The sequence below is a fragment of the Ruminiclostridium herbifermentans genome, assembly GCF_005473905.2.
Lineage (GTDB): Bacteria > Bacillota > Clostridia > Acetivibrionales > DSM-1351 > Ruminiclostridium > Ruminiclostridium herbifermentans.
On sequence record NZ_CP061336.1, the window covers coordinates 2,159,781 to 2,182,704 of the forward strand.

Genomic DNA, 22,924 nt, shown 5'->3' on the forward strand with positions numbered 1-22,924 from the left:
AGGATGTATGTTATTTTTGGTGAGGCTTAGCCTAAAACAAACATATAAACCAATTGATTGGGGGAGACTTTTCATTTAATATTAACTTGCCTTAATCAAATCCACAAAATACTTATGAAAGCTTAAATCCTCTGTCAGTTCTGGATGGAAGGAGGTAGCTAGCATGTTTTCCTGCCTGCATGCTACAATTTTATCATTTACACGCAATAGAACCTTTACATTGGGGGCTGCATTTACCACATATGGCGCTCGTATAAATACCAAAGGAATCTCATTGGCTGATAATTCTGGTAAATTCACTGTGGTGGAAAAACTGTCTATTTGTCTTCCGTAGCCATTTCGCATAACTTCAATATCCATGACCTCCAAATGGCGTCTTTCATCGTTGCATAGCTTTTTTGCCAAGATTATCATTCCTGCACAAGTTCCCCATACAGGCATTCCTGAAAGTATTCTGGATTTTAAGGTACTGGTTAGTTCAAAATCAGCTAAAAGCTTTCCAATAGCTGTACTTTCACCACCAGGGATAATTAAAGCATCGACAGCTTCTATTTCATTTTTGTATTTAACTACAAGGGGCTTTACGTTTTCTAACTTGGCAAGTCTATCAACATGTTCAGAAACAGCACCTTGCAAGCCTAAAACACCTACTTTTTTCATAACAGATATTCCTTTATAAAAAATTTTTTTGGTTTTGGTTATTTATTTACCTTCTATAACCTCAGAAGTTTACCAATACTTATAGTTTAAATATAGATATATCTATTTTAGATATATTACCATCCTCTTGAAGCTAAAAGGCTATTGCCTGACAATTCTCTTATGTCCAATGAATCCATTGCAGTTCCTAATTCTTCCGATACTTCGGCAATAACTTGCGGGTCATTGTAATAAGTAGTGGCCTTAACAATTGCTGCAGCTCTTTTTATAGGATCAGAAGATTTAAAAATACCTGAGCCTACAAATACTCCGTCACAGCCCAGCTGCATCATAAGAGCTGCATCAGCAGGGGTTGCAATTCCACCAGCAGCGAAGTTGATTACAGGCAGCTTTCCATTTTCGTGAACATATAAAATCAGATCGTATGGAGCGCCCAATTCTTTTGCAATAGTCATTAATTCCTGTTTAGAAGCGCTTTGAACTTTTCTGATGTCAGCAGTTACTGTTCTCATATGTCTAACTGCTTCTACTACATTTCCAGTACCAGCTTCACCTTTAGTTCTTATCATTGAAGCACCTTCTCCGATTCTTCTTAAGGCTTCTCCTAAATTTTTGGCACCACAAACAAATGGAACTTTAAAGCTATGCTTGTCAATGTGAAATTCTTCATCAGCAGGAGTTAAAACTTCACTTTCATCTATGTAATCAATATTCAGGGCTTCTAAAACTTGAGCCTCAACAAAATGTCCTATTCTAACCTTTGCCATTACAGGAATTGATACAGCACTTTGAATTTCTTTTATCATCTTAGGGTCAGACATTCTTGCAACTCCACCCATTTTTCTAATGTCAGATGGAACTCTTTCAAGAGCCATTACAGCTACAGCACCTGCTTTTTGAGCAATTTCTGCTTCTTTGGCATTTACAACATCCATTATTACTCCGCCTTTTAGCATTTGTGCGAGATTCTTATTTAATTCATATCTTTCAGACATAGTTGGTCTCCTTTACATTATTAGAAATTTTTGTTATACTTAATTGTATCGTAACAGATTAGTATCAAATCAAATTAATTTTGAATATTTTTACACATTATATAGTGTATGTCAATATGATTTAATAAAATTGGAGGATAAAATGATAAATGTATCGATACAATTTACTGAGTCGGGTCAGCCTAAGTATATGCAGTTATTTGATTATTTAAAGAAATTAATTGCTGAAGGTCAGTTAAAAACTGGGGAGAAGCTGCCTGCAATTAGAAGCTTTGCTGAGATGTTAGGGGTAAATAATGTCACTGTTATAAATGCTTATAAGCAGCTAGAAAATAATAAATATATTACTGCTAAAAAGGGAAGCGGCTATTATGTATCAGGTAGCAAATTGCATGAGGAAGAGTTATTTTCTTCAAGTGACATAGGTATATCAGATAAGACTTCTATAATCAATTTTGCAAGTGCAACGCCGCATCCTTCAATATTCCCGATAGAATCCTTTAAAGAATGTATAAATGAAGTTATAGAAAGGGATAAGGGCTTTGCTTTTGGATATCAAGATAGTAAAGGATTCAAACCACTTAGAAAATCTTTACTTACTTACTTGAATAATAAATATTCAATAAAAATGGAAAATGAAGATAATATTCAGATAGTATCAGGGTCACAGCAGGGAATAGATTTGATAGGAAAGGTGCTTATAAATTCAGGAGACTATGTAATTACAGAAAACCCAACTTATGATGGAGCAATAGCTGTTTTTAAATCAAGAGGAGCAAGAGTAGTAAGAGTAAATCTTGAACAAGATGGAATAGATTTAATTGATTTGGAAAAGAAAATCAGGATATGTAAGCCAAAGCTAATTTATGTTATGACAAGCTTTCAAAATCCTACTACTATATCTTACAGTACTAATAAGCTGAAGGATTTGCTTGCACTTGCTCGAAAATATAATACTTATATTGTTGAAGATGATTCTATGTCGGATCTTTGCTACGAAAACAAAAGGTTGGAGACACTTAAGGCTTTAGATACAAAAAATGAATATGTCCTGTATTTGAAAAGCTTTTCAAAAATACTAATGCCAGGACTAAGAGTAGGTTGTATGGTAATTCCTGATTTGCTGATTAGTGATTTTACTAAAATAAAACATGCCAGTGATATTTCATCCTCTGGACTTATACAAAGGTCGCTAGAAAGATATTTTGAAACTGGAAAATGGGATGAGCATCAAAATTATATGCGAGAAATATATAAAGGCAAATATGAGTTTATGCTTAGCAGATTAGAAAAACTAAGTTCTTATGGCATTAAGTACAATAAGCCTAATGGGGGCTTGTATTTCTGGATTAGAGTGCCAAAATATATGTCAGCCAGAGAAATATATGATGAGTGCAAAGCCAAAGGACTTTTACTAATACCTTCTAGTATTTTTTACGACATCAATAATGAAAATAGAGATAATTATATAAGACTTAGTTTTGCATCATCTGATATTGAGCAGATAAGAGAAGGTATGACAATTTTAGAGAAATGTCTGGCAGAAAATCAAAAATGTACAAAATAAATCAACAGTAAACTGCTTAAATAGTAACAATTTACGCAATAATAATCATAAAATTTACACTATAAGTGTTTCTGACTACTACTTTGCTGATGTAGATTCAAACGGTGATGGAATTGCAGATACATCTGAGAACTGGATTGATGCAAATAACAATGGTATTTTTGAGGTGTCTAGTGTTACTAACGGAGTAAGAACACCTTTAATTACTGAACCTGACATGTTCTATGGCAGAATTGATGCTGGTGTCAAGTCAAGCACTGCGACAGGGCAAGCACAGATAATAAATAATTATTTAAATAAGCTGCATAATATGAATACCCAATAGAAGTGGGTTATTATATATTGCAAATATAAAATTCAGAAGTAATGTATTGGCTTGTATTTTTTAAAAAACCTATTGTAACCATAGAACTTTTTAAAAATATTATGTGTTAATCCATAGTCAATTATCAGTGGAACATTATTTATAAGACCCCAACTAGAAACTCTGTATAGGTCGTTCCTGCTTAAGTTATTTTCATGTATGTCACTGATAATAAGCTTATCTTTGTAAAAAAGGGATTTGATGCTTTTTACACGATAATACCTTAAAACAGTATTAATATTTTTTATTCTTTCTGCTTTTGGCATAATCAAAAAGCGATTATCTTCAGAAATATCTATTACTTCTGCAAAAAGAACGGATTTATGAGATAAATAGGTTTTATGTTCAGCTTCATTTTGAAAAATTCCTCGGATGTCCTTAGCAATTTTAACAACAAAGCCATCGTTTAAATCATAGACTATCCTTGATGAGCCAATACCTAATCTGCTGTGCTTACCGTTTTTTATATTTAAAATTATTTTATTATAATCATAGCCCATAATTCTCTCGTTTCAAGTTTAAATCACACTACATAGTATTCATTTGGCTGGACTTATGTGAATTGCATTGTGAATTACATTATGTATGATAAAATAAGATGTATAAGGACTGCTTCATAGCTAGAAAGCTTGAGTAGGAATATATTTTATATGTAAAGGGTACAAAGATATGCTGGGTGATATAATTATATTAATCTTAGAAAGCTTAGGTTTTAGAATAGGTGAAAAGGTGAGAGTAAAAAAGGGGAGACTTAAAATACTACTTATACTTGTAATTGTATTAGCAATTGGGTTGGTAATTACTAATTTTAAATAAGACATGTATTGTTTTTAGATGAACCACCTTGACGAAAATATTTCGTTGATGTATTATAAATAGTAATTGTGATGAAAATTTCCATATTTAATGGGAAGAATTAATAAATAAATATGTTAATAATGATGATTGGAAAGAGTAAAAAACAGTTGGCTTCAAAGAGAGTGAGAGTTTGGTGAAATCTCATAAGTTCAAGTTTTTGAAAATCATCCATGAATTGCAGCCTGAAATTTTATTAGTGTAAGGTGTGCCGGTTAATAAGCCGTTATATAATGAAGTGATTGTGTATATGCTTTAGTAGTTGGATTGTAAGCTTTACGTTGTCTAACTGATTTTTTAGTTGCTAATATTTTTGCTTTTATTTAGTGGATATTGGTGCTACAAAGTTGATGGACATTTCTAAGCTGTATAGCGAATAGTTCTAACATAAGCTGACAATTCTGTTCATAGCATATTACAAATAAATTGGGTGGTACCGCGAAAATAGCCTCGTCCCTATGTGGATGAGGCTTTATTATATTAAAAAAATATTAGCAGACTATTTGAATAGTCGGTGGTACATGTAAAATGGAGGCTAACTTGAAGCTTGCGCAGTTATAGTGATTATTTAGCTTGTACCAAGAAAAATTGACGCATTAATTGAAAACTAAATTATTTTATTGAAAATTAAATTATATTATGGAGGAAAGAAAATGCCAGAAGATTATGGAAAAACCTTAAATCTACCACAGACAGAATTCCCAATGAGAGCAAATTTGCCTCAAAGAGAGCCTGAATTCCTTAAGAAATGGGAAGAAATGGACATTTATAATAAGCAGCTAAAGAAAACAGAAGGAAAACCAACATTTATACTTCATGATGGACCACCTTATGCAAATGGTGGAATCCACCTTGGAACTGCACTTAATAAGATTTTAAAAGATATAGTTGTTAAATACCACAGCATGGCAGGTTACCATGCACCTTTTGTTCCAGGTTGGGATACTCATGGACTTCCAATTGAGCAAAGAGCTATCAAAGAACTTGGACTAAAGAGACATGAAGTAGGGCCTGTTGTTTTCAGAGAAGCTTGTGAAGGCTTTGCAATGAAGTACTTAAATGTTCAGAGAGATGCATTTAAGCGCCTTGGTGTAAGAGCTGATTGGGAGAACCCATACATTACATTAAAGCCTGAGTTTGAAGCAAAACAGGTAGAAGTGTTTGGAAAAATGGCAACAAACGGGCATATTTATAAAGGCTTAAAGCCTGTTTACTGGTGCCCTGAATGTGAAACTGCATTAGCAGAAGCTGAGATTGAGTATGCTGATGATACTACAGTTTCGATATATGTTAAATTCCAAGTTAGAGATGACAAGGGTATTTTTGAAGGAGTAGCGGATAAGGAGAAGGTTAATTTTGTAATTTGGACAACAACAACTTGGACATTACCTGCTAACCTTGCAATCTGCTTAAATGAGAATTTTGAGTATTCACTAGTTAAAGCAAATGACGAATATTATGTTCTAGCAACTGAATTAGTTGAAAAGACTATGAATGCTGCAGAAATATCAGAATATGAAATAGTAGCTAAATATCAAGGAAGAGATTTAGAAAGAATACAATGCAGACATCCATTTCTTAATAGAGATTCAATGGTAATACTCGGTGACCATGTAACATTAGAAGCTGGTACAGGATGCGTTCATACAGCTCCCGGTCATGGTGTAGAGGACTATTTAGTATGTCAGAAATATAAGGAAATTCCAGTAATTGTGCCAGTTGATAGCAAGGGTGTTATGACAGAGGAAGCTGGACCTTTTGCAGGATTGTTCTATAAAAAGGCAAATGGCGCTATTTTAGAAAGATTAATTCAGGATGGAAGATTATTGGCTCAAGAGAAAATTTCTCACCAATATCCACACTGCTGGAGATGTAAGGACCCTATAATTTTCCGTGCAACTGAACAATGGTTTGCATCAATTGACGGCTTTAGAGAAGAAGCTCTTAAGGCTATAAAAGATGTTAAATGGGTTCCTGAGTGGGGTGAAGAAAGAATTACAAACATGGTAAGAGACAGAGGTGACTGGTGTATTTCCAGACAAAGAACCTGGGGCTTACCTATTCCGATATTCTATTGTAAGGAATGTGGAAAAGAATTAATTAATGATGCAACTATAAAGGCAGTTGCAGATTTGTTTAGAGAAAAGGGCTCAAATGCTTGGTATGCTTTAGAAGCTTCTGAAATATTACCAGCAGGCACTAAATGTGAATGTGGTCATTCTGAGTTTACAAAAGAAAATGATATTATGGATGTTTGGTTTGATAGTGGTTCTAGCCATGCAGCTGTATTGGAAACTAGAGAAGGCTTATCATCACCAGCTGATATGTACTTAGAAGGAAGCGACCAGCATCGTGGTTGGTTCCAGTCTTCACTATTAACATCTGTAGCTACAAAAGGAAATGCACCATTTAAAACAGTTCTAACTCATGGATATGTTGTAGATGGTCAAGGCAGAAAAATGTCAAAATCATTAGGCAATGGTATTGACCCTGCTGATGTTATTAAAGAATATGGCGCAGATATACTGAGAATTTGGGTTGCTTCATCTGATTATACAGCAGATGTTAGAATTTCAAAGGAATTGTTAAAACAGTTATCAGAATCTTATAGAAAAATAAGAAACACTGCTAGATATATTTTAGGAAATATAAATGGCTTTGACCCAAATACAGACAGCGTTGATTACTCAGAATTATGTGAATTAGATAGATGGGCACTTCACAAGCTAGCTTTGCTTAACCAAAAAGTATCTGAAGCCTATAAGTCGTATGAATTCCATACAATGTTCCATTCAATTCACAATTTCTGTGTTGTTGACATGAGTAATTTCTATTTGGATATTATAAAGGACAGACTTTATACTTCAAAAGTTGATTCAAAGGAAAGAAGAGCAGCACAAACTGTTATGTATGAAATATTACATGCGTTAGTACTAATGCTAACACCTGTTCTTGCATTTACTACAGAAGAAATATGGCAGTTTATGCCTCATAAAGCAAGTGACGATATTGAAAGCGTGCAGTTAAACAATTGGCCTGAAATTAACGAGAAGTATATTGACAAGTCATTAGCTGAAAAATGGGATAAAATACTTGCACTACGTTCAGATGTTTCAAAGGCTCTGGAGGTTGCGAGAACAAATAAAACAATTGGACACTCATTAAATGCAAAGGTTTCCATATTTGCTGATGGTGCAGATTACGAATTTATAAAGAGCATAGAAGATGAGTTAGTTACAATATTTATTATCTCTGATGCTTCAGTAAAAGGCTTGGCAGAAGCTACAGCAGAAGCACAACAGGGTGATGAAATGCCTAATATCAAGATTACAGTTGAACAAGCACCTGGAGAAAAATGTGAAAGATGCTGGATGTATAGTGAAACTGTTGGCAAGGATGAAAAGCATCCAACTCTCTGTAAGAGATGTGCAGACGTAGTTGATTAAGTGATACTTTTACCAAAATTGGGACGGAACTTGCGTAAGGCATATTTCGTCCCAATTGTCTATTATGCTATACTTAATGAAACGGCATTTATGGTTAGAATTGTAGGTGCAGCTATCGATAAATTTGCATAGGGGAAGGCAATTCATTGGAAAGAGAATAGTTAATGTTTGCATACATGAGATAGTTGCAAACTAGCATGCTGAATAAAAAGTATTAAGTCTTTATAGCTATGGATATTTTAATTGGATATTTTAATGTGCGAAGGTTGATTAATAATTTGGTTTGGGGGAGCAGCAATGATAAGACATACCGTAAATTTAAAAGAGAGAAGTTATCCAATATTTATTACAACAAGTTTTGATGAACTGGGGAAATCAGTATTGTCGCTGAGAACTGGAAATAAAATTTTAATAGTAACTGACGAAAATGTTGATAAATTTTATTCAGAAATATGTTTACAAGAAATGAAGAGTAATGGGTTTGAGGTTTACAAACATGTTTTGATTCCCGGCGAAGAGCATAAAACCTTAGAAGCTATATATGGTATATATCAAAAGCTAGTTGAGCATAAATTTGATAGAACTGATACGTTAGTTGCTTTAGGAGGAGGCGTTGTAGGTGATATTACAGGCTTTGCTGCAGCTTCCTATATGAGAGGTATAAACTTCGTTCAGGTTCCAACCACTCTTTTATCCCAAGCAGATAGTAGTGTAGGAGGAAAAACAGGCGTTGATTTTGAAGGTCATAAAAATTTGATAGGAGCATTTTATCAGCCCAAATTAGTTTTTATTAATGTGAACACAATTAAAACATTACCAAAACGTGAGGTTTCAGCAGGCTTAGCAGAGGTAATAAAGCACGGACTTATATTAGATGCAGAATACTGTGAATACATTAAGGATAATGCAGATAATATCTTTTGTTATGATGAAAATGTACTTCAATATTTAGCGAAAAAGAATTGCTCTATTAAAGGCAGTGTTGTAGAGGCAGATGAAAAAGAAAGTGATTTAAGGGCAATACTAAATTTTGGACACACAATTGGTCATGCTATTGAAACAGCACAAAATTTTGAACTTTTGCATGGTGAATGTGTTGCAATTGGTATTGTTGGCGCATACAGAATGGCATATTATTTAGGCGTTGTAACAGAAGCATTGGTTGAGAATGTAAAGGAAATTCTCAAGAAGCTGGAATTGCCTATATCATTACCTGGTTTAGATGTTGAAACCGTTTACAGTCATATTTTTTATGATAAAAAAGTTAAAGACAATAAGCTAAAATTCGTTTTGCCACGCAGAATTGGAGAAGTATTCCAGTGCAATATTGAAGATAGTGAATTAATTAAAAAGGTTCTGTTAGATTTATCAAGATAGTTTGAATCTGCAATTGCTTATAATTAAAATGGGTTCTATGTCAATAGTTAGCGTAGAACAGCAAACTGAAACGACCATATAAGAGTAGAAATATTTCTTGTGTGGTCGTTTATTGTATTATGAATTACTTAAAATAAAACAAATATATTTTTAATATTCAACAATTATAGGTTTATAACCTTTTAAATAAAAAGATAAATAATTGCATAAAATAAGTTGGGTTATTTGAAAAAAACAATAATTAGTATTGGATTTTATAGATTTATATGTGGGAAACAATGGGGTTTCGTAACAAGTAGAAATTGAAAGGGGAAATAGATGTCAAAGGAGAAAGCTAACGATAAGTCTTTAATAAATCTATTGGTTAAAAAAGTTGATGAAATGTCATTAAAAATGGAAAAAATGAAATTTGTAGATTATGTTTACTTCATTGAACACCCTAGAAAAATGTTATGGGCAAATTTTACAAATGGTTTAGCAAGAGGCTTTGGAATAGCTATTGGCTTTACAATTTTGAGTGCAATTACGCTCTATATTCTTAAGTCAATTGTAACTATCAATTTACCGTATATAGGTGAGTTTATCAGTGACATAGTAGAAATTGTTCAGAACAGTATGAATAATCCAAGATAGTAGCTATAAAGCAGTATCTGAAAGCATTGTGCTTTTTCGAGCAACAAAAACCCACAAGTGGCTTTTTGTTAGTATAAGTTAATAAATAAAGACTATGTGTAAAAATGATAGGTTTTCCAAGATAGCTTCACTAAATTTTATTGCTTAAATAGGGCGTGGGAGGTTAGCCACCAAAAAAGAGGATTCTAGAAATAAAACAATGGCGTACCTCCACGAAAGCTATATCAAAAATTATGCCCTAAATGGGGCGTGGGAGGTTAGCCACCTAAGAAGTGGATTTTAGTATTGAAGAAATGGCGTACCTCCACGAAAGCTATACCAAAAATTATGCCCTAAATGGGGCGTGGGAGGTTAGCCACCTAAGAAGTGGATTTTAGTATTGAAAAAATGGCGTACCTCCACGAAAGCTATACCAAAAATTATGCCCTAAATGGGGCGTGGGAGGTTAGTATGGATAAAAATAAAATGTACTACTTAAAAGAAAAGCTTATTAATGAAGCCAATAGAATTAACAGAACATTAGGCCAGATGAATGAAAATGGTGAGGCTGTGATGAGCGAACACTCTCCTAATGAACTTTCAAATTATGATAATCATCCAGCTGATTTGGGAAGTGAGTTATATTCTGTTGAAATGAACATGGCTCTTAAGGCCCATGAACAAAGTAAGTTAAATGATATAAACAGAGCTTTAAACAAGTTTGAAAAAGGAACGTATGGTAAATGTGAAAGCTGTAAAAGGGAAATTCCTTATGAAAGGTTAGAGGCAATGCCGTCTGCTAAATTTTGTATTGATTGTGAAAAGGAAGAGGAAGCTTCAAAAATAAATACACCTGACATGTCATATGATGAGGTGTTTGATGCGCCATTTGGAAGAAAGTACTTGAATAAGCGTGAAGATGATGAATTTGAGGGGCTTGATCAGCTTAATGATTTAATGAAATATGGTTCTGCAGATACACCTCAGGATATGGGAGGATATGAGGATTATGAGGAGTATTATACTAATGAACTGGATAATCAGGGAATAGTGGAAGAGATTGATAAAATTTCTAACCAACAATACAGAAATCAACTGCCCTAGATGTATAAAGACTAAATAAAACCTTTGTAAGTACTATATACAAATTTGCAATATATAAAAAATTCTTTACTCTATAGAGGGTAAAGAATTTTTATATATCACTTTATTTAATTTTATACAGCAAGTTCTTATTCCTCAAGTGGAGACAAGTCGCTTAACTTGTAAGTAATACATTTTGAAGCTCTAGGTACTTTTGTACTTTTAACTGCTGAATTAACTGCTGATTTTGTTGCTTTGGTAATTGTTGAAGCTTTGGTACGGGTTTTCTTTGTTTTTGATAACGTACTGGTTAAATTGTTGCTACAACCTTTGTGAGTACAACTACCGTTAATCATAAGAGAACCACATTTGCAATATTCTAACATAAATTCATCCCTTCGACTTGTAAATATTGATTATATATATTAGTATACCATAAAAATCTAAATTTTAATTATGGAAACTAGAAAACAATATAATTACCAAAGTTTGTTAGTTAAGAGCAACAAATTTAATAGTATATACATATATTAGCCAGCTCTAAGTAGCTGCAGAATTGCTTGAGGCTGCTGATTGGCTTGAGCTATCATAGCAGAAGAAGCCTGCGCTAAGATATTGTTTTTTGTAAACACCATCATTTCTTTGGCTATATCTGCGTCACGAATACGAGATTCGCTGGAAGTTAAGTTTTCTGCACTGTTTTCGGCTACTGACATTGCTTTCTCAAGACGGTTCTGTAAAGCACCAAAGTTTGCTCTAACATGAGAAACACTATTTATTGCAGAATCAAAACTATCAATAGCAGTACTGGCTTGATTTACAACGTCAACATCTGTTAATCCCAATGTTGTACTGCGTATATCAGCTAATGTTATATTCAGAACATCTCCAGTATTGGCTCCTGATTGGATTTGTAAGCTTGATAAGCTATTTGGTGTTAAATTTGGCCATATTTCACTAAATCCTAAAAGTGGATCATCTGTATAGTTGATAGTATCTGCAATTACGCTTTCAGCATCTAAAGGAGTTCCACCATCAGCATCATAACCTCCTATAGCACCTGTATCAGCATTAGTAAGAGTCAAACCGGCCAAAAAGGCAGCTCCGTTAGCAGCAAAATCAGCAGTAAAAGCTGATAGGTTAGTATAATAGCCATTAGATGCGGATGCAAGTGCTTCATCAAGTGTACTTGTTGGATTATTGCTCAGATATGTCATAACATCCTTTATTCCAATGCCGCCTTTATCCTTTATTTGAGCATGCATATAACGAACGGCTCCATAGCCAGCAGAATAATCAATGGAGGTATTTTCCCAACTGGCTAATTCGTTGACCACAGACGCAAAATCTGTTCTTCCTTTTGAATCAACATAAAGTCTTTCATCTCCGCCGTGGATAAACTCTGCGGCTCCTTCCTGGAACCAAGTTGGCAGAGCCCCAAAGTTCATTGTACGACCCATAATGGCATGAACTAGCTCGTGGGCAATAATACGGTCATTGTATATAGGTGCGGTTCCACCATTTGGCAAAGTTGCAGGAGTAAAAGCACTAACATCAATATGAAGCTTCTGATTAATTGCTTTTCCAGATGCATCTAGGTTGAAGGAGACAGCAGCCAAATAAGGCTGTGGAGTCTGTTCTAATATAATTTGTAAACTTTGACCATCTGCTGAAAGACCGTATTCAGAAAGAATTCGTGCTTCAGCTTGCTCCAGCAAGGCACTTTTCAATGCTGTAATAATTTGATTGTCAACAGCGCTTGACTTAGGAACATTCAAAAGCTTAAGAGTATTAAACTCTGTATGATTTGCTATTCGATCTATATCAGATATAATATGAGAGGTTTCTTCTTGAATCATTTTTCTATCAGATTCAGTGAGTGTCCCATTTGCTGCTTGAATAGATAGTTCTCTGCCTCTTTGGAGCAATGAATGCACTTCATTTAGAGCGCCATCTGCTACTTGTATAAGCGAAATGCCATCTTGAATATTGTTGCTGCAACGATTTAATCCTCGTATTTGTGCTCTCATTTTTTCAGATATAGACAATCCAGCAGCATCATCAGCGGCTGAATTAATTCTCAAACCAGAGGATAATTTTGTTAAGGATTTCTGTGTATTTGTATTATTAATACCATAAGAGCGATTGGCATTTATAGAACTAATATTATTGTTTATTCTCATATGTTCACCTCCTTGCCGAAAAATTTTATTACATTTATTTATCGACATAAAACGACATATAATTAATAAATGAGTTAGCTTAATTTACTTGAACCGTCTGGGAATAAAGGTATTTGGCTCTCAGTATGTTTATTTCCTTATGAAGAGATAGACAAATACATGTATTGGATTTAACCAAACACAAACTAATAATATATGCGTATATATAATTATTTCCAAAGATTTTGCTGGAATGAGAAATCAGTAATTTTTAAAGTATTTGATGCATATAATGAATTTTAGGGAATAAAATTCAACCCAGCATAACACTAATTTTAATTAAATATTCAACATTCCCAATTGTATAATAGAAAATGTGAAAAAGTTGATTTGTTAAAAACTACTCTATAAATTATTTGCCAGAATACCAATTCTACTAAATAACAGAGATAATTTTTCTAAAGTCAATTACGTTTAAAGGTCTTTGCATTGAAGCTTTTTAATGATGAGTTTTTTATGATTATAAGTTCTTATATTGATGAGTTTTTATCCAGTTAATTGGTAATTGACTTTTTATACAATCAAAGCCAACTGAAAAATTAAAATATTTAGTGTTTTAAGGGAGGGGTACATATTAAGATTCCATTTATTTCATTTATTTTTGGTTTGGCATTTACTAAAAATCACAAGTCTAATACCAGTAACTCCAAATCAAATGCAGATTCAGCATTTAAATCAACATCAAATGAAAAATTAAATAAAAAAACTAATATGGGAAATATACATAATTCTGACTCTAATACAAATCTAAATGAGATTTGCGATGATTTAGCTCTATCATTTATTACTCCGCCCATAATATGCAACCCTAGAGGTTTTACTGTTATTGCAGCTGTTACAAACACAAGGTCAAAAGGTTCGATTATTATAAAAAGCACAAAATGGACAATAAATAAGAAGGATTATAGAACTGAACTTAGAGAAGAACTAAAAGCGAGCGGTGATTCATTGCGAACTATTGAGGCTCTTAGAAATAGAACAGATTATTTGTCAGAAGAAGAACAAAGAAAATTAATATCTAGATACAAACAGTTCAAAAGTGGTACGAAATACTTAAGATTTAAATTAACAAATGAGATGGCTGAAGAAATTATTCAAAATGAAACTATGGAATTGGCATTGAAAGTAGAAGGGGAAAGTCTTAGAGATAGAAAAACAGTAAGTATTGAAAAAGCTGTAAAACTACAGAAAAACATAACTCTTCAAAAGCCTCCCCTTTCACCTGATATAGGTAATGGAAATTGGTATTTTGGAGATACTCATTCACATTCTACATATACATGGGATTACTATTTTGGAGATGGAATATACACTATACAGGAATTGAAAGATGTTGCAATAGTAGCTGGATTAGATTGGCTGACTCTTACAGACCATGCCTATTGTCTGAATTCAAAAAAATATGAAACTCAAAAAAGTACTGTAAGGGATTTGTCGGACAGTTCATTTGCATTTCTTTATGGGGAAGAACTTTCATGTGCAGAACTAGTAAATAATACCAAATCCTACGATACCTGTCATTGTAATGGAATTATGAATGAAACCTTCGTGCCATGCTCTACTGATATTTTCAGAAAGGCGTCATCACCTGATTCACAGCAAGGTATTAATCAGCTTAAAAAATATGGCGGACTAGTTACAATTAATCATGCCAATTGGGGAAAGGGTAAGATAGAGCCTTGGAATTTTAATATAAATACATATGCATACACCCATGGAGAAACAGGTATGGAAATTCTCAATGGGGGCTGGAATGACATGAATAATGGTTCAACCACTAGATGGGTTGATAAAAGACTATTACATGGCGAAAAGATTTTTCCTTTTGCAGGCAGTGATACTGAATCCAAAAACAACCTTGGAAAATGTTACACCGTTATATATGCTGATAAACTGTCCCATTCTAATATAAAAAATAGCTTAAGTAGCGGACACCAATATGTGACAACTTATCCTGGTCTGGCATTTTGGGTTAGAAAAGCGGGAGAATCTACCTGGTATTGGATGGGTGATACTATTTCTATTGGTACTGGGATTATAGATTTACATTTATCATATTCAGACACTACAGATGGCTTAAATATTTATATAATGAAAGGTAAAGCTGGATGGATATCTGAACAGCAAGTTTATTCAACAGCTGTAGGCGCTGGTAAAGGCACAATTACCACTAAAATGCAAATTGATAAGGATTGCTATCTCAGGGCATATTGCATAGAAGAAAATGAAAAAGGTCATAGAGCTTATACAACACCTATATGGTTTGAATAAAATATTTTATTGCATTTAACATATATATGTATTACTCACTAACTCTTTTTTAAAATAACAGGTAAATAAATTAAATATGGAAAGTAGAGTTGTATGCTAAATACTGTTTATAAAAAATGACGCAACTTGTAAAAGGTTACGTCATTTTTTAGTGCGTACAGCATAGGACCTTTTTATGTCACTTTTTATGTCAATAGTTAGGTTAAAGCGGTAAACTTTATTTGCCTTACACCTGCAATGTCTAATAAGATGCATTGCACATTCTGGAATCAATAGATATATAGATTACTATTCAGCAACTAAATTAGCCTAGTATATTATAGTATTGTAAAAAATTGAATAGTAATCTGAATTGTAGTAAGAAGAATAATTTTCATGTAGGTTCTTGTGTTTTTGTTGGCATAACTATACAATTAAGATGAATAATATCAAAATATGGCAATTACATTATAAAGTTTGAATAAAGGAGGGATGCCTGTAAAATAAAAACATATGATAAATAATAATATACTAAAGATACTATATTGCTAATCAAACAGGATTTATAGCTTTATAAAACTTAATAATTTTGTTAGAAGGAGATGTTTAGTAATGATAAGAAATAAAAAGGCAAAAAGAATAACAGCCTTTGCAGTTGTATTAGCAATACTTTTTACTGCAATGCTATCTGTAACATCTGTTGCCACTGCAGCTGACATAGCAGTAGAACCAATTTCAGGAGTTCTATATGGTGACTACAATAAAGACAATAATGTTGATGCTATTGATTTTGCTTTGCTAAAGAAGCATTTGTTAGATCAGGTTCAAGAACCTATGGCTTATATGGATCTTAATGTTGACAGTAAAATAGATGTATTAGATTTTGCTGTTCTCAAAAAATTTCTTTTAGGTACAATAAATACACTTCCTGAAGGTTCAGTACCTGCTGCTCCGGGTGTTCTGTACATTGGACGCTTTGACACCAGTGATCCTGCAGGACCTAAATTTGCTTGGGGAACATCTACCATTAAAGCTAATTTTACAGGAACAGGAATTAGTGTAAAATTAAAATCCTCTGGAGATAATTATTTCAATGTTATAATAGATGGAGTTGTAAAAACACCAATAAATACACCAGCAGGTTCTTCAGCTACATATACTCTTGCGTCAGGCTTAACAAACGGAACGCACACCGTTGAACTTGTTAAGAGAACAGAGGCACATGTAGGTGAGGTGCAATTTTTAGGCTTTACTGTTACTGGGGGAAGTCTTTTAGCACCACCTCCTGCATCATCCAAACGAATAGAATTTATAGGTGATTCAATAACTTGCGGTTATGGAAATGAAGGCACAAGCCAGTACCAAAGCTTTACTACAAAAAATGAAAATGCATATATGGCCTATGGAGCTATAACAGGCAGAACTTTAGGTGCAGATGTTATAACTGTATCATGGTCTGGTAAGGGTGTAGTACAAAATTATGGCGGAAATAAAGATGAACCAATGCCTGTAATTTATCCAAGAATATTGCCTTATGATAAATCAAAAATTTGGGATTATACCAAGTGGGTTCCTCAAGTAGTTGTTATCAATCTTGGAACTAATGATATCAGTACAGTAGCACTTGATGGAACTTTGTTTAAATCAGAATATTTAAAGCTTGTAGATAAAGTTCGCAGCCAGTATCCTGATGCTCATATATATTGTGCAGTAGGTCCAATGTTATCAGGGGAACAGTTGTCAAATATGAAGAAATATGTTGGAGAGGTTGTTTCTAATAAGAATTCTTCAGGTGATAAGAATGTACACTTTATTGAATTTCCTCAGCAGGATCAAGCTAACGGATTGGGTGAGGACTGGCATCCATCAGTAAAAACTCATCAATTAATGGCAGATAAGCTTTCAAAACAGCTTAAGGCTGATTTGGGATGGTAGAATTATGTAAATATAATTAAAAATGTAATTTAAAGAGTTCTAAGATTTAGAATGAAATATATGTTCTGAACTTAGAACTCTTTTTTTATAATATTGGCTTAGTAATAACTAAATTTGTTATTAGAAGCCAGTAAAATTGTGCTATCTATTGTTTTTTGTTTTTTATGGTGCTAAAATATGTTTGTGGCAAACCTAGCAAATATTTACTGTATTTTTTTGGTCATATAATTAAATGCTGGTGTAGCACAGTCGGCAGTGCAGCTGATTCGTAATCAGCAGGTCAGCGGTTCGATTCCGCTCACCAGCTCCATAATATTAGACTTTATTCAAGAAATTGAAGTCAATCAATATCCTAAAATTTACTTAATACTAAAACTTAATCAAAATTAGGAACAGAGATTGAATCTAAATATGAAGCTAAATAAAAACAAAGTTTAGACTTACAAGAGGTGATTATCATAGATGGAAATTGCTATTTTAATTAATGAATTTCCACCAAATATACGCAGTGGGATTGGCAGATATGCCGAGACGGGTATTAAGTATATTAATCAGGTAGATAATACTAGCATGAGTGTTTTTACAACTAATACGGGATATTTGCCGCAGCATCAAGATGTAAATGGTATTTTAGTTTACCGTCCAATGAATTTTATTCAAAAAATTTTAATGAGGTATAGAGAAAAGATAGAATCATCTTTATTAAGTCGTCTTCTTTTATTTATAAATGCTTTTATTAATAATTTTCAATTCTATAGATTTATAAAGAAACGCCACCATAATAAAGCATTTGATGTGATAGTGTTACATAGCTTGATTTATAGTATTACAGGCTTTTTATGCGCCCGCAGACTTGGAATACCAGTTGTTTTTCATAAACATAGAGAAGAGTTTGCAAGAATGCCTGATTGGTGGAGACGTGATCCTTTTAAACTGATAGAACTTTCTGAAAGTGCTATGGAAAAGCTTGCCGCAAAGATTATTGTTCTTACTGAGGAGATGTACGCAGAAAATTTGCGTTATGGAATATGTCCTGAAAAGCTAATGATAATATCTAATGGATGTGAGGTTGATTTATTTAAGCAAGTAGATTTAAATTGCTCTTCTACAAAACAAAAAATGACAGAACTAAAAAAAGAACTTAATATAGCTGATGATAGAAAAGTAATTCTATATGTAGGTTCACTTACAGAGGGCAAGGGTGTTTTTAATCTAATCAGAGCAGTTAAAATATTAATTAACAATGGACATAAAGTTAAACTTGTATTAGTGGGGTCGGGAAGGAATGCGAAGGTTAGAGCATTAATTAATAATTATGGTTTGCAAAAAGATATTTATGCATATTATAAAATAATTGATATAAACAGTCTTATATATCATTATGCAATTGCTGATGTATGCATTTTTCCTTCAATTACTAAGGAGCCCTTTGGCACTACTGTCACTGAGGCTATGTCGTTTGGAAAACTAGTTATTTTGGGATATGGATATTCTAAATTATTTGCTGAATACGAAAATAAGCCTTGTGCGTTTTATGTTGATGGAAATCAGCCTGGAAAAATTGGTGCTAAGATTGCATATGTATTAGATAATAAGGATAGATTTCAAGAAGTTGCGCAAAATGGACAACGCTATATTCAAAACTGCTTTAAGTGGGAGACTGCAGCTAAAAAAACAGTTGTTGCTTATAATGAAGCAATTTCCTCAAATGAAAACTTAATGGCATCTAATTTATAGACTTTTTATAAAGTTTATGATAAATCTAAATGTAATATGATATGATGAAAAATTATAAATAAATAGGGTAGGTAATACTTAAATATGATTGCTGAAAGTATTTTTTATGATTATATTGGTAAGTTAAAATTAGATCAAGAAAAAGAATATGAATTAATAGAACATACTAAAAGAGTAGTTAACTTATGTAATAAGTTTGAGGAAAAATTGTGTTTAGATGAGCAACTATTACATAAAGCAGCTTGGCTACATGATATTGCAAAATATAATGAATGTGGTAATAAAAGATATAATCATCATATAGAAGCATCTTCGGTATTATCAAAGTATGGTTTTAGTTATGAAGATCCTGTCTGTAACATTATAAAAGCACATACAGGAGATTATTTTGAACCCGATGAAGAGTATTCGTTGGAAGCTGCTGTTTTACGAATATGTGATAAGCTAGATAAATTTAACAAAGGAAAAAAAGATGCTAAAGATAAATGCGAGGCTAGTTTATCGTTAATAGAAGATTATTTTTCCGAGATAAATATAGATATTCCAAATGCATTTTATAAAAAATATTATAAATTATTTAAAAAGCTACATAAAAAATGCAAGAATAATAAAAATTATAAAAAATTAAAAAAGCTAATAAAAGAATTAACTAAATAAGAAATTAAGCAATAAAATAAAGTGATTTAACACTAAATTACACGAAAATATTAAATAGTAGCTAGAATTAATTCATCACTTTACGAAAAAAAGCCATCTACTGATAAAAGTTATATCGTAAGTAGATGGTTTATATTTTGGAAAATTATCCGGAACCTGCTAAAGTGATTGACCTTTCAATAAGTTTTTAATTAAGTTTTTATTTCACTTTTCTGCTCCAACATTGATATAGAACCTAGTATTCATTAAACTCTGTTTTGCAAATACGTAAATTACAAATATCTAAATTGTAAATATCTATAATAATTAATTGAAAGTTAAGTTGATAATCTGTAATGGATAATTTTTATTAAATGGCTTAACACTCAATTTGCTGACGTGGTAAATTTCAGTCCAATTATTCCAATTAATATAAGGCAAAGAAAAATAATTCTTGATAAATTCAGAGGCTCATTAAAAAGAATGATTCCCAGCAATACAGCACCTAAAGCACCGATACCAGTCCAGATAGCATAGGCTGTACCAATTGGAAGTGATTTTGTTGCAAGTGATAATAAATAAAAGCTAATAAGCATTCCACCAATTGTAATCAGTGATGGATATAGCTTTGTAAAGCCATGAGAGTATTTTAATCCAATTGCCCAAACTACTTCAAAAACTCCTGCAATTATAAGATAAACCCAAGCCATAAATAAATTCCTCCTTAAGCAAAATTAAAGCCTGCAAGATATCATCTTGATACCTCCCAGGCTTTTGTCCTTCCGTGACACAGCTAAAAGCTGCGAGTTTTCTCTCGGTCACAGGCCAGCTTTACTGCGGAACCCTAGAAAACATTTTAATAGTTTGATATTAGATTTGCATGTAAGTTCATTATAATTACTTTTGGTATAATAGTCAATTACTAACTCGAAACTATAATTGGTGCATACATGGTGCATTTTCGAGTCTCAAAAACGCAAGCGTTTTTGCCAATGTCGGTGGTATTTACTTAATCATAGTGTAGTAGGAACTGATTCGAAATAATGTTTTTTATGGCCATAAAATACTTTCTAGTGTTTTTTTGATGGTTAATAATTTGATGGTTAATAAATTATTAGCATATAACCGCATAAACTAAATAATTGTTCTACTATTTAATAGTTTGATGAATATGTGGCTTGTGTGTAAATATATAATGAAATATAATATATTATGTAGAAATTGGGCAATGTGACTAATTTAGTGTTTTATATATATAAGATTACAATCCGAAAATTGGAGAAGAAACAAAATTAATAAAGAAGTTTGTATTAGTGAAAGTTATTTTGAAAATAAAGCTTATAAGAAAAAAGAAACTGTTTATTGCTATGCTAATTTAAACGAGGTGATATTTTGAAGTTCACTAAATTTTGGGAAAGTATATTATTTAGATTAGTTATTACTTTTCTGATTATAATGATTCCTATATATATGCTTGGAATGTATATATATAAATGGAGTTTGCATAATGTAAGAAATGAAATTTCAAAAACTAATATTGCACAGGTTTCTTTTTATCTTGAAAGCCTTGAAATGGAAATAGATAGAATAAAAATTCTACAGTATGATTGCCTAAATGATGAAAACCTAAATAAACTCTCAGCTAGATACGGAATAATGGGGCAGTATGAAATTAATGAAAGTTTGAGACAACTTCATCGGAGATTGGTTACAATAAAAAATAGCAGTAACTACATAAAGAATGTCAATGTATATATACGAAATGTAAAAAAAACAATTTCTTCTAATAACGGCATTAATGATTTTGACTATGAAATGTATGAAAATATCAGGTCTGCAGCTGGAATAAAAGGAGCACAAATTATAAAATATAAAGATGGTCTTTATTTAAGTACATATCAACAGAACAATTATTTAATGAACTCTCCTGATTATATAATTAGCATAGAACTTAATAGGCAAGCTTTTATACAGGCATTAAGCAAGTTTAATATGTACGATGAAATTGGTTCAGTCCTCATAGATAAATCTGACAGTACTGTGATTATTAATCAAGCAGAGGAGGATTTACTGTTAAAAAAAGAAATTATAAATGGTATATTTTCAAGTGGAACTAAAGGAATGAAATTATATAATATTGATGATAAGTCTTATTATATATTGTATGTTAAATCAGAATATCTAAATATGATATATTTAAAATGTATTCCTGAAGAAGTAGTTGAAAAGCCTTTTAATAGTTTTTATATATGGGCATGGGCTTTTACAATAGCAGTTTGTTGTATTATTTTGATTTATTCTATATCAACATATAAACTAATTCATAAACCTCTGATAAAATTAGTGAAATCATTTCACAAGGTTGAAAACGGAGATTTAAAAGTTAATATTCAACATGATCAAAATGATGAATTTGGATATCTTTATAAATGCTTTAATAAAATGATGGAAAATTTAAATACATTAATAGATCAGGTTTATAATCAAAGAATTCTGATGCAGAGAGCTGAGTTAAAGCAATTACAGGCACAGATTAATCCTCATTTTTTGTACAATAGTTTTTTTGCAATAAATACAATGGCTAAAACTGGGGATGAGAATTTGGCTATTTTCACCAAACGGCTTGGTGAGTATTTTCAATTTATAACAAGGAATTCCTCAGATAAAATACCCCTTAGTGATGAGGTTAAACATGCTAAGGTATATACTGAAATTCAATTGATGAGGTTTTCGCGAGCATTGGAGATTAAATTTGGGGAATATCCTGAAAAATACAGTGAACTTAAGGTTCCTAGGATTATTCTTCAGCCTATTATTGAAAATGCGTTTAATCATGGCTTGAATAAATTAGAAAACAGCAGGATTATAGTAATTGATTTTTTGGAAAATGATAATGGGCTGGATATTATTGTTGAAGATAATGGCTGTGGTATGACAGATTATGATATAGCGGAACTGCAAAATGCACTTTTGTATACAGGAAATGATATTGAGACTACAGGGATAATTAATATTCACCGCAGAATAAGATTGGAATACGGCCAAAATAGTGGAGTAATGGTTTCTAAAAGTGAACTGGGTGGATTGAAAGTGATATTGAGAATAGAAATCCCCTATGGTTATGAACTGGACAATTATTATCAAAATCAATAAAGGGAGGTGGCTTAGTCCATGTGTTTTGTCAG

17 protein-coding genes, 1 tRNA gene, 1 riboswitch and 1 other annotated feature are annotated in these 22,924 nt (G+C 32.4%); of the genes, 12 read left to right on the forward strand and 6 right to left on the reverse strand.

Features of this window, described 5'->3' with window-relative positions:
• Window positions 1-81: 81 nt before the first annotated feature.
• Window positions 82-660 carry a pyridoxal 5'-phosphate synthase glutaminase subunit PdxT gene (pdxT, locus tag EHE19_RS08980; protein WP_137696259.1) on the reverse strand — a complete coding sequence of 193 codons (579 nt, stop codon included), beginning with the start codon at window positions 658-660 and terminating at the stop codon, window positions 82-84.
• A gap of 116 nt (window positions 661-776) precedes the next feature.
• On the reverse strand, window positions 777-1,655 hold the full coding sequence (gene pdxS / locus EHE19_RS08985; RefSeq protein WP_137696258.1) for a pyridoxal 5'-phosphate synthase lyase subunit PdxS: 879 nt from the start codon (window positions 1,653-1,655) through the stop codon (window positions 777-779).
• A 142-nt stretch (window positions 1,656-1,797) separates the two neighbouring features.
• Between pdxS and pdxR the strand changes: the two genes are divergently transcribed.
• Both pdxR and EHE19_RS19575 read left to right on the forward strand, forming a co-directional pair.
• On the forward strand, window positions 1,798-3,222 hold the full coding sequence (gene pdxR, locus EHE19_RS08990) for a MocR-like pyridoxine biosynthesis transcription factor PdxR (RefSeq protein WP_137696257.1): 1,425 nt from the start codon (window positions 1,798-1,800) through the stop codon (window positions 3,220-3,222).
• Between the two features lie 166 nt (window positions 3,223-3,388).
• Window positions 3,389-3,547 (forward strand): hypothetical protein, encoded by a 159-nt coding sequence (locus tag EHE19_RS19575; RefSeq protein WP_171003493.1) that lies wholly within the window; start codon window positions 3,389-3,391, stop codon window positions 3,545-3,547.
• A gap of 32 nt (window positions 3,548-3,579) precedes the next feature.
• On the opposite strand, the gene EHE19_RS09000 is transcribed toward EHE19_RS19575, so the two are convergent.
• Window positions 3,580-4,086, reverse strand: coding sequence for a hypothetical protein (locus tag EHE19_RS09000; protein ID WP_137696256.1), 507 nt, complete (start codon window positions 4,084-4,086; stop codon window positions 3,580-3,582).
• A gap of 432 nt (window positions 4,087-4,518) precedes the next feature.
• Window positions 4,519-4,902 (forward strand) — a binding site (T-box leader).
• Between the two features lie 192 nt (window positions 4,903-5,094).
• Between EHE19_RS09000 and ileS the strand changes: the two genes are divergently transcribed.
• From ileS to EHE19_RS09020, 4 genes are all read left to right on the forward strand, one after another.
• Entirely contained in the window at window positions 5,095-7,887 is a 2,793-nt protein-coding gene (gene ileS / locus EHE19_RS09005; protein WP_137696255.1) for an isoleucine--tRNA ligase, read from the forward strand.
• 297 nt (window positions 7,888-8,184) lie between these two features.
• On the forward strand, window positions 8,185-9,264 hold the full coding sequence (gene aroB, locus EHE19_RS09010) for a 3-dehydroquinate synthase (protein ID WP_137696254.1): 1,080 nt from the start codon (window positions 8,185-8,187) through the stop codon (window positions 9,262-9,264).
• 318 nt (window positions 9,265-9,582) lie between these two features.
• The gene (locus EHE19_RS09015) at window positions 9,583-9,897 is read left to right on the forward strand and encodes a DUF5665 domain-containing protein (RefSeq protein WP_137696253.1); all 315 of its coding nucleotides are present in this window, start codon (window positions 9,583-9,585) and stop codon (window positions 9,895-9,897) included.
• A gap of 450 nt (window positions 9,898-10,347) precedes the next feature.
• Window positions 10,348-10,980, forward strand: coding sequence for a TraR/DksA C4-type zinc finger protein (locus EHE19_RS09020; RefSeq protein WP_137696252.1), 633 nt, complete (start codon window positions 10,348-10,350; stop codon window positions 10,978-10,980).
• A gap of 128 nt (window positions 10,981-11,108) precedes the next feature.
• Here EHE19_RS09020 and EHE19_RS09025 read toward each other — a convergent pair whose 3' ends face one another.
• Both EHE19_RS09025 and EHE19_RS09030 read right to left on the reverse strand, forming a co-directional pair.
• The gene (locus tag EHE19_RS09025) at window positions 11,109-11,345 is read right to left on the reverse strand and encodes a hypothetical protein (protein ID WP_137696251.1); all 237 of its coding nucleotides are present in this window, start codon (window positions 11,343-11,345) and stop codon (window positions 11,109-11,111) included.
• A 144-nt stretch (window positions 11,346-11,489) separates the two neighbouring features.
• Window positions 11,490-13,142 (reverse strand): flagellinolysin, encoded by a 1,653-nt coding sequence (locus EHE19_RS09030; RefSeq protein ID WP_171003492.1) that lies wholly within the window; start codon window positions 13,140-13,142, stop codon window positions 11,490-11,492.
• Window positions 13,143-13,787: 645 nt separating this feature from the next.
• Here EHE19_RS09030 and EHE19_RS09035 point away from each other — a divergent pair.
• The 5 genes from EHE19_RS09035 (at window position 13,788) to EHE19_RS09055 (ending at window position 19,760) form a co-directional block, all read left to right on the forward strand.
• Window positions 13,788-15,452, forward strand: a complete 1,665-nt coding sequence (locus EHE19_RS09035) for a CehA/McbA family metallohydrolase (RefSeq protein WP_137696249.1) — start codon at window positions 13,788-13,790, stop codon at window positions 15,450-15,452.
• A 591-nt stretch (window positions 15,453-16,043) separates the two neighbouring features.
• On the forward strand, window positions 16,044-17,366 hold the full coding sequence (locus tag EHE19_RS09040) for a GDSL-type esterase/lipase family protein (protein ID WP_171003491.1): 1,323 nt from the start codon (window positions 16,044-16,046) through the stop codon (window positions 17,364-17,366).
• 234 nt (window positions 17,367-17,600) lie between these two features.
• Window positions 17,601-17,676: transfer RNA gene (locus tag EHE19_RS09045), tRNA-Thr, on the forward strand.
• Window positions 17,677-17,828: 152 nt separating this feature from the next.
• On the forward strand, window positions 17,829-19,103 hold the full coding sequence (locus EHE19_RS09050) for a glycosyltransferase family 4 protein (protein ID WP_137696248.1): 1,275 nt from the start codon (window positions 17,829-17,831) through the stop codon (window positions 19,101-19,103).
• An 84-nt stretch (window positions 19,104-19,187) separates the two neighbouring features.
• On the forward strand, window positions 19,188-19,760 hold the full coding sequence (locus EHE19_RS09055) for an HD domain-containing protein (RefSeq protein ID WP_137696247.1): 573 nt from the start codon (window positions 19,188-19,190) through the stop codon (window positions 19,758-19,760).
• 365 nt (window positions 19,761-20,125) lie between these two features.
• Here EHE19_RS09055 and sugE read toward each other — a convergent pair whose 3' ends face one another.
• Window positions 20,126-20,449 (reverse strand): quaternary ammonium compound efflux SMR transporter SugE, encoded by a 324-nt coding sequence (gene sugE / locus EHE19_RS09060; protein ID WP_137696246.1) that lies wholly within the window; start codon window positions 20,447-20,449, stop codon window positions 20,126-20,128.
• Window positions 20,450-20,500: 51 nt separating this feature from the next.
• Window positions 20,501-20,598, reverse strand: a riboswitch (guanidine-I (ykkC/yxkD leader).
• 533 nt (window positions 20,599-21,131) lie between these two features.
• On the opposite strand from sugE, the gene EHE19_RS09065 reads away from it, so the two are divergent.
• The gene (locus EHE19_RS09065; protein WP_244648364.1) at window positions 21,132-22,892 is read left to right on the forward strand and encodes a sensor histidine kinase; all 1,761 of its coding nucleotides are present in this window, start codon (window positions 21,132-21,134) and stop codon (window positions 22,890-22,892) included.
• Window positions 22,893-22,924: the final 32 nt, after the last annotated feature.